Below are 10,432 nucleotides of genomic sequence, written 5' to 3' on the forward strand. Positions count from 1 at the left end.
GGTGGGGGCTCTTAACCTGAGGAGCGTGGAGGCGTTCCTCAGGTTCGTTGAACGTTATTTAGGTGGACCGCCTGGGCTAATGAAAATCTTTAAGTTACGTTAAAGTCCCATAACTGCTGTACGTTAGGTAGCAAGAACTTCTCCGAAAACTCCCTTACACTCTGTCTGAGTAATTCATGGTCTTCTGTTATTCCTATTTGAATTTGGTCTAAAGACTTTAGAGGAAACACAATACTATTTTTCTCAAGGTTAAATTAATCTCTTTTGATTTGAGATGATGTAAATTTTTATATTGTGATGTATACCGAGAACTGAATTAAAAGTAGTATTTAGGTTACACCATCTTCTGCCCGAATCTCTCTGCAGTCATCACTGACCTTGTCTTCAGGTTCTCAGCGGTTCCGCAAGCTAACGCGTGAGCCTTTGTTTCCTTAATCTTAACGTTCTTCTTCTTCAAGTTAGTAGCATCTCCGGGAACACTAACGCTCCTTGCTTATTCTTCTGTTAGAGAATTAGAATAAACTCCCCAGTTTAATAAGAAAAATTCTAACTTTATCATTCTCTCAATCACTTTTCTAACTCTGTCCTTAACTGCTGATATTTCAACTGCTATTTCATCGCCTCCTAACTCTTCCATTGCAAAACTGAGAATCTCATCAAGTTGAAAGTAAACCCTCAACAACTTAATTAAGTATTCTAAGTTTCTCTAGTACTGTAAATTTTTACTCTCCATTTTGTCTCACCTGACTGACCAAGCAGTCCACTAGAGACTTCTTTGCTTCGGAGAGCATTTCAAACGCCTTAGGGTCGTAACTCTCAGCTATCTTCATAGCCTCGTTGATGTGGTATAGAGCTTCCAAAAGCTCCAATAACTTATCACCATGGAGATGGACTTGCATAATTCTCAACCCCACGAGGCAATGTCTTCCTCTATTTGCATCATTTCCTGCCTTGCCTTCTTTATCCTTTCCCTTAGCTCCTCCTTAATCATCTGCTCTAAAGTCTTCAAATGCCAGCATTTCTTTCCGAAGCTCCTAGCTTCACAACTGCAAGTAGCTTTGACCGCTTTCAGGCTTAACGGGTCTAAAACAATTCTGCTATAATGGGTTACGTCTCTTCTAGTCCTAGACTGAACATCTGCGGAAATTATTACACCTTCTCCCAGGGTGTAAAAAACATCTAACCTTTTAATCGGAATTTTGGGATTTGTGTGGAAATCGTGTTTGTTCTGTATAAGGTTATACATTACATGATATATAGACTTTTCTGTGTAATGTTAAACGAAACATAGTATACATTTCTTGTATCTTTTTTAACTCCTAGTGCTAATTATTACCTATGGAAAAGAAGCAAATCAAAATAATAGAACCAGAGACTGAGGAGGTTACTATAATTAATAATAGTGAAGAATTGCATAACTTGTTTGAAGAGCTTAAGAAAGAGAGTGATATTATTCATCGTAAACGGATTCCCTCCTAGCGATTCTCCATATGTGAATTTGTTTTTTATCGTCATCGAAAGAAACAAGTATTCGTATATCCCTCCCAACTCTTATCCTATAAACGTCCCTATTTTCGTTGTCTCTCCATCCTTCTAATTTCTTCATATTAAGCTCATTTAGTTTCCTCTTACTAAGCTTATCCAGGACTTCCTCTATTCTTTCCAATTCGTCACGCTGAAAGTCTCTTGCTAATTTCTTCATTTTAATATGGAATACTAATTTCCACTCTTCAGTCATTAGTCCGCACTTTCTTAATTAATTCTTCAATTTCTATAACCCGTTTAGCTACCTCCTTTCCCAATTCCGTTAAACTGATCAGTCTTCTGTAAGGGAAGACGTTTTCCCTTTCCTCTTTTATCAACTTAAGTTCTGTTAATTCCTCTAACGCTCTCTTTATACTTCCGCTATTAGTATCGGTCTTCTCTACTAACTCCCTTATAGTTAAGCCGCGATTTTCCCTCCCTAACACTATTAAGACTCTCTGAGCGACTTCACTCAACGCAAACGGCTTTTCACTTGTCATGCTAAACACTACATGATACTTTCAGTCTACTCTTCATATAATGTTATGTAATTTGTAATGTGAAGCGAGACATAGAAAGATTTAAATAGTGTGTAATGTATAACATTACACGATAAACATGGTCGGAGAAAGAGACCCAAAAGGAATCCCCATGTATAGAATCATCGCTTTTCTAAAGAAAAAGAAAGAAGCAAAAACAATAACTGAAATTAGCGAAGAAGCTGATATACCATACAATGCAGTAAGGGACAATATATACAAATTACTGGCACTAGGAGCGATAGAGGGAATAAAAGAAATGGTATAACTATCCCCTCAAAGCTCAAGGAGAAGGGGAAGGAATTATACGGTAAGGAGGTAGTTGTAATTGTTATCCTACCAGATGATGAGGAGTAAGCTAATTGGTTCTAAGGAAGCGATTGGTAACTTCCAATTCGTGACTATAAATGGTAGGGTTGAGTTTGAGGACGTGGGTAAGGTAGATAGAATTGCTTACTCTCACTCAAAGGCTGTAAAGGCTATGATTAACTTGGCTTTAAGAGGAGTGTTTACCCGTGGTGTAACTCTTCCTTACTTTTAATTACTTCTAATTCCGTCACACACCTCTCCTAAGGGATCATGCACAGTCACCCTTAAATCATTGGGGCTGGTCGAGTGAAACACCAATACCCTCCCATCCACACTTTTATCACTCCCATCCTCGTGAGCAGTGCCCGTCATCAGTTAGGGGGATCTCGGTAAAAGCACATTGTAATACTATATAAACACAACTTGTCAAAACGATATTTAGGAGTAATTAAAATTAACGAGTAGTTACGATGAAGTGTTACAATCTCTCATCTCAGCGTTTTTGCTGAATCATAAAACCCTATACAGTTCGACCTCTCACACAACAAAAGCTTTAAAGTTTAACTTATAACAAAAGTCTCAATAATGAGAGTTATATTTGGAGACTCTAGAAATATGAAAGAAGTTGAGGATAATAGTGTTGGTTTAGTTCTTACTTCTCCTCCATACTATAATGCACCTTTTGACTTTCCAGATCTTTTTCCTTCTTATGCCGATTACTTGAGCTTGTTGAATGGAGTGGGCAAGGAGATTTTTAGGGTCTTAGAGGAAGGTAGGGTCGCGGTTTTCGTTACAGCAGATGTTAGAATAGACGGTGAACTTTATCCTATAGTCGCAGATTTAATAAAAATAATGCAAAGCTTGGGTTTTAAATATCAAGAGAGAATTATCTGGAAAAAACCAGAAGGTTATATCAGGATTAGTAGGAGGAGTGGGGTTCTCATTCAACATCCTTACCCTCTTTATTATTATCCAGATAATGTTTATGAAGATATACTAGTGTTTAAGAAGCCTGGGAAATTTATCCCTAGGAATAAGGAAGAAAGTAAAATAGATGTAAATAAATTTCAAAGGGAGAAATGGTATTTGAGTGTGTGGGAAATAACTAACGTACTGCCTAATAATAAGTATTCGAAGTATACAGCACCGTTTCCAGAAGAGCTAGCTAGGAGAATTATTACGCTTTATTCTTACGTAGGGGATACAGTTCTAGACCCCTTTGCTGGGACTGGAACCACGTTGAAAGTCGCCAATGAATTGAAAAGAAACGCGATAGGCTATGAAATAGACTTAGAATTAAAGGATATAATCTTAGAAAGGATTGGTGTTAATACACTTTTCGGAAAACCGCAGATAGACGTAATTGAGAGAGAAGACGCTAAGAGATTAAGGACTAAGTTAAGGGAAAAAATTGAGGAAAAATTACAAAATAGATGATCTAAATTGATTCACCTTTGCGGTACAATAGAAGGTATTAAATATAAGCCGAAATTCCTATTACCAGTTTTGCAAACTTATTACGATTTATCTGAAGGTATTAAGCATTCTTCTTCTTTTGTATATAAGAGATCTGGTAATGAGTTTGCTGTAAGCTGGTGGGTTTCTCCCAAGAGAACTAGATCTTATCCTTATGCAAGAGTTTATAATACTTTGCAGTTTTCTAAGGGCAAAATAGTTACAATAATACCTATTATGAAAGACGAAGGAGTTGACGGAGACAGGGATTTTATACAATGGGATACAGTTGCCCTTATGAGTTTATTAGGAGTTTATGTTATCATTGGTTATTATGTAAAAGCTAGCAAGAATCCTAAGTATAAAAATAAGGTAACTAGTCAGGAATTTGATTATGAATACCTAGAGAAAAAGTTTGACGAACTCTCCAATTATAGGTCAGATGCGTTACATTGGAACATGAATGAGTTATCAAACTTGAAACAGATAGGAGAGATGGCTTTAGAATCATATAAGAGAATTTCAAGTGAAACAAAAGTAACATTTCATGATTTAGCCTCTGCACGTAAAAGGATAGAAAAGGTCATGTCTGATGTAGAGGCTTTCAAGAATTTCTCTAGAACCTTATCTTTAAAAGCGCAGTATAGAGAAAGCATAACTCGCCAACCTAAAGAAAGAACCTATGGTAATAAAGGAACTATAGATATAAAGAATTATTTAGGCGGAATTTATCACTTTACTGTTGACGAGGTGTTCTTTAACTCTAAGAAAAATAAAGTATGTTTAATCGAAGCTAAGAATACAAAGAATTCTGCTTTACCTTCTGAGGATGACATTAAAGATGGATTATTAAAGATGATATTGTATACGAATCTAAAGGATTTATATTATATCTCTGAGAAACAAGAAAAAATAAAAGTAAACGATTTTACGCCCATGCTCAGGCTTACTACTGAGAAGGAAGTGAATATGAGCAATAAGGATTACACTGTATTAAAATCACTCTTGGAAGAGGCTAAAGAAAATCATTTCGAAATATTATTTAACAATAAAAAAGTAAATAATTTTATAAATAATAACCTAGAGCTTATCGATTTCATATGCTAATTTTTTACTTTTCGATTGACTCTCCTTGCATTATTAGCTTCATATCAAGTATGATAGGGAAAATCTACTCTTGTGATGATGGCTTTCCGCATTTAATAGCTGAAGAAAAAGGAGAAATCCAAGAAATATTAGAGAAATGGAAAGATAAGTGCGTTATTGAAATTTTTGATGAAGATACTAACAGACGTCTTATGATATATGTTTCCTACTTACAAGAAAATTAGTGACTTGTACATCCTAACATCTGACGGAATAAACATAACAATACAAGACATGGACTATCTACAAATAAATTGAATTATGTTGAGATGAAATTTAAAATTCTAAAATAGAGTAAGAAAGGAAGTAGAAATAAGTATATACTCAGTTTTCTAGTCTTGATAGGCATATAGCCTTTGCTTACTTAATAGCATTAAAGGGATTAGAAGTAATTAAAAATAACTAATAGTTACGTAAATGTGTTACAGACAGTAGATTAAAATACATATAGAGTTTTCGGCATCTTGATTTGGAAAAAACGCTTTAACTATAGTTCACATTTTCTTATTATGCACAAAGTAGAATGTAAGGACGTATTCGAAAAATGCGAAAAGACACTTTCCGAAGCAATAACAAATCTGGGTATGGCAATATTTTCCGTTATCGACCACGGTAAGAACGCGGATAGTGTTGGTCTAAAGCTGGGGAGGACGAAGCTAATCGTGTTTGGTAATCCCAATGCTGGGACACTATTAATGCAGGTGAATAGAGAAGTTGGCTATGATTTACCCTTAAGGATTTTAATATGGGAGGAAGGAGGCAGGGTTTTCCTTTCCTTTAAACTGCCGAGTGAGATAGCCAAGGAACACGGGATAGAAAATCTGGAAGTTGTGAAAAAGATGGATGCAGTGTTTAATAAGGTATTAGAAAGTGCGATTGGGTAATACCCCACTGTCACTAAGATCGATATTTATGCTAGGATTTCGCTTTTTTCTCTATGAGGTTCTGCCCTAAATGCGGTTCAGCGATGTTCCCGAAAGGGAGATACTCAATATGTAAGAAGTGTGGATACAGAGAGAAAGGAGTTGAGAAAGTAGTCTTTACAGATAAGTTAGACCATTCTCATGAACGAACGTTGGTTGCTGAAGGACAAAAGATCATGGGAAACGTATCGCTAGTGCTTTGCCCCAAGTGTGGAAATGCTGTGGGCTTCAGGATAGGTAGGAATCTATATAGATGTAGAGCGTGTGGTTATGTATTCAATATGAAATAATTGAAAATACAAAAGTAGATAGAATAAGGAAAATGTCTACATAGGCGGTAATTATCTTCTAGAAATAATTAAAAAATAAGAATACTACAGTGTTAGACTATTTGTCCCAATTCGGCTACGTAGAAAGTCAGCCCTCAGAAACGCAATAAATAACTACGACGTCGACATATTCTACTACTTTCAGCTCGTCTACTTCTGCACAGACTACAGAAACTGTTACTACGAATACTACGCAAACAGCTTTCCCGAGCTCATCTACAGCTAGTGTTAGTTCTTCAACAGCAATTATTACGTCGAGTAACAGTACAACTAAGACACTAGTTACGTCTCCTCAATCACAATCAACATCTACAAAATCAAACAATACTCCGTTAGAAATAGCTACCTTTATAGTAATTCTTTTAGTAACTGGTTTAATTATAATCAGACTCGTGAAAAAAAACAATAGGCAAAAAAGGTAGTAGGTAGAAGGTATTATTCTATATTTTACTTCTTTTTCCTCAAAAAGTCAGATATTGCATGTCTTACATCGTCGAAAAATATATTCTTATGAGGACATGAATTTACGCACTCTCCTATTCCTATACACTTTATTGATTTCATCTCTCCTTTCTTTATGAACTCTCCTCTCATGTCATTAATCCCTACAGGACAAGCGTTTGCACAGTCTACTGTCTTGCAGTTGACACAAACTTGTGGGTCTCTAACTTTCAGCCTGAATAAACCTATTCTACTGATAGCCTGATTGAATATTCCCCAGTAACACCAACCTTGGGTTACACAAGCAAAAGTACCCATGAACGGTATCGATATAAATACTATGTACCACACAATATCGAAGGCTATGAAGTAGATCAAAACAGTTATATCCACTCCCTCCACTGTGAACGATAAAATCCCTTGGTTGCTTAGGTAGGAAATAATAGCTGCGATTAAGACTAGTAGGGATATCGATAAACCTATGATCCTATACCATTCGGGGGGCTTACTCGTAAGTGTTTTTCTCCCTAACCTGGAACTCCTGTTGTAGACCTTGAGGGAATCATAAAAATTACCTTGGTACATTAAAGGTGCAGTACATGTTACAGCGCATACGTTTCTAGAACCGAAAAGGAAACTCAATACTCCGAATATTACATACGTACCGATAATTGCCATCAAGAAGGCGTTAGTGACACCTCCAAGAGTTCCTATTCCCATACTCCACATGTAAGGTATAAATTGCATTTGAGAAGATATAGGTGAGAAATTAGGTAGGTAAATTGAGTATATAGCGTAAGCGAGTATCATCAATATCATCCTAATCCTTACTTCTCTCACCTTCATCTCTAACATTTTCTTAAATGCTAAGAATCCCATTTCTATTCCCATCATTATTAAGAACCATACGCTTCCTAACACAGAACCAACTATGTCTATCCCGTCCCATAAAACGTTCCAAGGTGTGTTCGGACTAAGCCAGGGTAAGGTCAATGAGGAAATGAAACCTTGAATCCCGGGAGAAAATACACCTTCAAGAAAGTCTAAAACAGCACCCATGAAATACTCCATTACGAAGGTGGTGAATATTATTGCAAATGCAACCTTTGCGTTTCTCAGGTAGTTTGCCTTAATGGGGTTCGGTCCCGAGAGAGTCCTATAAATAAACCAGAACATCGCTATGCCCATCGATATGTCGAAAAGGGTCAGTGAGTTTATCAGGAAGTAAACAAACTCGCCAATCATCATTAAGGCGAATATACTCATAAGCTCTATAACGGTGAACGTATCTTGAGTTGCTCTCAGGCGTTGAGAGTATAACGTCTCGTAAATGACTATTGTAGCAGCGATCATTATAAATGCTGAAGCGTAGAACGAGTACAACCCTGCTACTGCAGGGAACCACGGCATCAATAGTAGGGTCGCAATCAAATATTTTCTCAGGGTAGGATCTAAGTCTTTCTTTATTGCTAAAGTAAATACCATCTCGGCGACCATCACCCCCACAAACCAGATGTTATCTATGGCTTGATCAATTGTTGCGGGGCTACCGCTTTGAAGTGTGTAAATTAGAGCCCCCATTACCGCTTCTGACACTACCATAAGGATTGAAAAAGGTATGTAGATTACTTCTTTCCTCTTTATGTCTCCTTTGAAGGTCAAAATAGGATATAAGGCAAAGAACATGTAAGCCCCGTTTATTATTAGAAATAGGAACGCTGACTTGTAGACCAAGTAGAGGTAGCCGCCCAAGTTCATAGTCAACATCATACCTTGTAAATATAGAGAGATCAAGACTCTATTTCTGCTCTTCCATCTCTCAACTTCATATACGGTATAAAAAACTACAACGATCATCGATAATGCAATAAGCAGGGAAAGTAGTAAGGCGTCATTCATCTGTAATCACAAATCATTTACTATGAATACATAATAAAAATTTTGCTTTAATTGTTAAACTTATTTGAATTATAACGAAATTATTATTCTTTCTCCAGAATCACCCATGCACTGAATTTACCCTTCCCTTTCTTTTTCACGTTTGTAAAGAGGGAAAAGAACTCCTCAGGAGAAAGAGACCTAGGATCCTTTCCTACTTTACCTAGCCTGACTGTGACGTAAGCTTTACCGCCTTTCTTCAAAACTCTTTCAATGTCCATAGCCAGTTCCTTATGCAAAACCGTACAACATAATACGTCCTTTGATAGCACGAAATCGACAGATCCCGAAGGGATAATACTCAAGTCCCTGCTAACATAAGTCACAACGTTGTTTATGCCTAGAGACTTCAGTTTTCTTTGTAGTTTCTCAATAGATCTTTTGTCAGAGTCCACAGCGTAGACCGTCCCCTTTTCTCCAACTAGTTTCGCCATAGGAATAGTGTAGAAACCTGGACCTGAACCGTGGTCAAGGACTGTCATACCCTCTTTAATAAACTCTCTTAAAATTGAGTAAGGATTTTCAAACAATCGGCGTAAGGGAGAGGATAGGATAAATGATGGAATATGTCTATCAGGTGTTTCAGTCTGAACCATAATTATATTAAACTCTTTTTCTCAAAATATTTTTTTCTCAAGATTTTATGACACGCGTAATGTAGGAAGTAAAGATGCTCATTATGGGATTGTCTGCGTGCCCCGTTAATTCGCAAAATTGTGGAAGTTAGTATGAGATATGTTTCTTAATTTTCTCGTATAATTCTGTGTTTTTGGTTTTGACCACCTCCTCGTTAATCTTTTTGAGGTTTTCGAGGATTTGTGATGGATCTTTAAGTTCAGAAGTCCCTAAAGGAGTCTCGGCATAAACTTTGCCGTTCTTTACCAATAATCTTACCTTCGAGAACTGACTTCCGATCGCGACCTCGTAGGATACTTCTTCAGCTATAATTAACGAATCGTCTGTCACGGCAATGCTTATCCACGATCCTTGATGACAGAAGCCTAATCCGTCTTTTCTAATTTCTATTCTCTTATACATATAAAGTATTTAATGATTAGAAAATTAAAAAATTTTAATAATTAGTAGTGATTTTAAGGACCGTTAGACGTAGTTAATTTTGTAATCTTGTATAACAGGTAGGACGTGAGTTTAAAGGAAAAAGAAGTGTAGGTTAGACTGCACTCGTCCTTAATAGACAGTGAATTTTTAAGCATTAAGATAATTACAAGGCGATGAAATTTACAAAGAGGTTTAAGGAGGAAGATGAAGTCCACGGAACATATGAACTTTTCAGCGAACTCTTTGTATCCAGACTGGGTAATGTATTGGGGTTCCCAGTACTGGAGGTAAGTCTGACTCACGAGGGTTTAGTAATGGAGTATTTACCTAAAAAGGTCATAAGTCCTTCTGATATTAGAAACCTTGCTCAGCTTAAGAAAGCTCTACCTTTTGAGGAATGGGTTCTGAACATAGACCTCAAACAAGACCACCTAATGGCTGACGAGGAGGATAACGGATATATTATAGACCACGGGCACTCGTTACTTTCTTGGAAACCCCTCTACTACGTCTACGAAATAATAAATAAGCCTGTCACGAGGCACTACATGCTGACGCCTCTAACAAACCTATGGGGATAACGAGTCTAGCGCGTCTCCCACGTCGAAGTCCTTGGCATTAACTTCCTTACCCCTAGGAATCCTAAAGCTCTTCTTGACAACTCCCTTGTAAACACCGTCCCTTATAACATGATAACAAATGCTTGCAAGCTTTCCGGCAAGAGCACAAGTAGCTTGAGTAACACTCTTCCCCCTAGTAATAAGCCTCT

Annotated in this window: 18 protein-coding genes and 3 pseudogenes; 9 read left to right on the plus strand and 12 right to left on the minus strand. The window is 37.0% G+C overall.

All coding sequences use genetic code 11. The features are described 5' to 3' along the window. Positions 1 to 103: pseudogene (locus WIW52_RS03570) on the plus strand (transposase); the annotation flags it as partial. Here the strand turns inward: WIW52_RS03570 and WIW52_RS03575 are convergent. From WIW52_RS03575 to WIW52_RS03605, 7 genes are all read right to left on the minus strand, one after another. Continuing rightward, a complete protein-coding gene (locus WIW52_RS03575) occupies positions 90 to 230 on the minus strand; it encodes a hypothetical protein (RefSeq protein ID WP_337708650.1) in 141 nt (46 codons plus the stop codon). The pseudogene WIW52_RS03570 and the gene WIW52_RS03575 overlap by 14 nt on opposite strands. Before the next feature lie 104 nt (positions 231 to 334). Next, positions 335 to 457, minus strand: coding sequence for a hypothetical protein (locus tag WIW52_RS03580; RefSeq protein WP_337708651.1), 123 nt, complete (start codon positions 455 to 457; stop codon positions 335 to 337). 36 nt (positions 458 to 493) lie between these two features. Next, positions 494 to 688, minus strand: a complete 195-nt coding sequence (locus WIW52_RS03585) for a hypothetical protein (protein WP_337708675.1) — start codon at positions 686 to 688, stop codon at positions 494 to 496. 34 nt (positions 689 to 722) lie between these two features. Continuing rightward, positions 723 to 899 (minus strand): hypothetical protein, encoded by a 177-nt coding sequence (locus WIW52_RS03590; RefSeq protein WP_337708652.1) that lies wholly within the window; start codon positions 897 to 899, stop codon positions 723 to 725. A 5-nt stretch (positions 900 to 904) separates the two neighbouring features. Further along, on the minus strand, positions 905 to 1,246 hold the full coding sequence (locus WIW52_RS03595; protein ID WP_337708654.1) for an SWIM zinc finger family protein: 342 nt from the start codon (positions 1,244 to 1,246) through the stop codon (positions 905 to 907). 204 nt (positions 1,247 to 1,450) lie between these two features. Continuing rightward, positions 1,451 to 1,738, minus strand: coding sequence for a type II toxin-antitoxin system RelE family toxin (locus WIW52_RS03600; protein WP_337708656.1), 288 nt, complete (start codon positions 1,736 to 1,738; stop codon positions 1,451 to 1,453). Continuing rightward, on the minus strand, positions 1,731 to 2,024 hold the full coding sequence (locus WIW52_RS03605; protein WP_337708657.1) for a helix-turn-helix domain-containing protein: 294 nt from the start codon (positions 2,022 to 2,024) through the stop codon (positions 1,731 to 1,733). Before WIW52_RS03605 ends, WIW52_RS03600 begins: the two co-directional genes overlap by 8 nt. A 118-nt stretch (positions 2,025 to 2,142) precedes the next feature. On the opposite strand from WIW52_RS03605, the gene WIW52_RS03610 reads away from it, so the two are divergent. Both WIW52_RS03610 and WIW52_RS03615 read left to right on the plus strand, forming a co-directional pair. Then, on the plus strand, positions 2,143 to 2,331 hold the full coding sequence (locus WIW52_RS03610) for a hypothetical protein (protein WP_337708659.1): 189 nt from the start codon (positions 2,143 to 2,145) through the stop codon (positions 2,329 to 2,331). Positions 2,332 to 2,391: 60 nt separating this feature from the next. Beyond that, complete coding sequence (locus WIW52_RS03615) at positions 2,392 to 2,604, plus strand: hypothetical protein (RefSeq protein ID WP_337708677.1); 213 nt, start codon at positions 2,392 to 2,394, stop codon at positions 2,602 to 2,604. Here WIW52_RS03615 and WIW52_RS03620 read toward each other — a convergent pair. Further along, a pseudogene (locus WIW52_RS03620) lies at positions 2,573 to 2,757 on the minus strand (hypothetical protein). The gene WIW52_RS03615 and the pseudogene WIW52_RS03620 overlap by 32 nt on opposite strands. Before the next feature lie 200 nt (positions 2,758 to 2,957). Here WIW52_RS03620 and WIW52_RS03625 point away from each other — a divergent pair. The 5 genes from WIW52_RS03625 to tfs4 all read left to right on the plus strand — a co-directional run bounded on the left by WIW52_RS03625 (position 2,958) and on the right by tfs4 (position 6,186). Next, positions 2,958 to 3,809, plus strand: a complete 852-nt coding sequence (locus WIW52_RS03625) for a DNA-methyltransferase (protein WP_337708660.1) — start codon at positions 2,958 to 2,960, stop codon at positions 3,807 to 3,809. Between the two features lie 69 nt (positions 3,810 to 3,878). After that, positions 3,879 to 4,934: a hypothetical protein gene (locus WIW52_RS03630; RefSeq protein WP_337708662.1), complete on the plus strand. Its 1,056-nt coding sequence runs from the start codon at positions 3,879 to 3,881 to the stop codon at positions 4,932 to 4,934. Next, positions 4,928 to 5,158 carry a hypothetical protein gene (locus tag WIW52_RS03635; RefSeq protein WP_337708664.1) on the plus strand — a complete coding sequence of 77 codons (231 nt, stop codon included), beginning with the start codon at positions 4,928 to 4,930 and terminating at the stop codon, positions 5,156 to 5,158. The genes WIW52_RS03630 and WIW52_RS03635 overlap by 7 nt, the downstream gene beginning before the upstream one ends. Positions 5,159 to 5,482: 324 nt before the next feature. Beyond that, positions 5,483 to 5,857, plus strand: a complete 375-nt coding sequence (locus tag WIW52_RS03640; RefSeq protein WP_337708666.1) for a DUF302 domain-containing protein — start codon at positions 5,483 to 5,485, stop codon at positions 5,855 to 5,857. Between the two features lie 53 nt (positions 5,858 to 5,910). Beyond that, positions 5,911 to 6,186 carry a transcription factor S4 gene (gene tfs4, locus WIW52_RS03645; protein WP_337700477.1) on the plus strand — a complete coding sequence of 92 codons (276 nt, stop codon included), beginning with the start codon at positions 5,911 to 5,913 and terminating at the stop codon, positions 6,184 to 6,186. Between the two features lie 486 nt (positions 6,187 to 6,672). On the opposite strand, the gene WIW52_RS03650 is transcribed toward tfs4, so the two are convergent. From WIW52_RS03650 to WIW52_RS03660, 3 genes are all read right to left on the minus strand, one after another. After that, on the minus strand, positions 6,673 to 8,565 hold the full coding sequence (locus WIW52_RS03650) for a 4Fe-4S binding protein (RefSeq protein WP_337708668.1): 1,893 nt from the start codon (positions 8,563 to 8,565) through the stop codon (positions 6,673 to 6,675). Positions 8,566 to 8,648: 83 nt separating this feature from the next. Beyond that, on the minus strand, positions 8,649 to 9,200 hold the full coding sequence (locus tag WIW52_RS03655; RefSeq protein WP_337708669.1) for a class I SAM-dependent methyltransferase: 552 nt from the start codon (positions 9,198 to 9,200) through the stop codon (positions 8,649 to 8,651). Positions 9,201 to 9,327: 127 nt separating this feature from the next. Further along, on the minus strand, positions 9,328 to 9,642 hold the full coding sequence (locus WIW52_RS03660; protein ID WP_337708671.1) for a hypothetical protein: 315 nt from the start codon (positions 9,640 to 9,642) through the stop codon (positions 9,328 to 9,330). A 194-nt stretch (positions 9,643 to 9,836) separates the two neighbouring features. Here WIW52_RS03660 and WIW52_RS03665 point away from each other — a divergent pair, with 194 nt between their 5' ends. Continuing rightward, positions 9,837 to 10,244, plus strand: a complete 408-nt coding sequence (locus WIW52_RS03665; protein WP_337708673.1) for a hypothetical protein — start codon at positions 9,837 to 9,839, stop codon at positions 10,242 to 10,244. Here the strand turns inward: WIW52_RS03665 and WIW52_RS03670 are convergent. Then, positions 10,233 to 10,432, minus strand: a pseudogene (locus tag WIW52_RS03670) (IS110 family transposase); the annotation flags it as partial. The gene WIW52_RS03665 and the pseudogene WIW52_RS03670 overlap by 12 nt on opposite strands.

Source organism: Stygiolobus sp. RP850M (genome assembly GCF_037389295.1).
Lineage (GTDB): Archaea > Thermoproteota > Thermoprotei_A > Sulfolobales > Sulfolobaceae > Stygiolobus.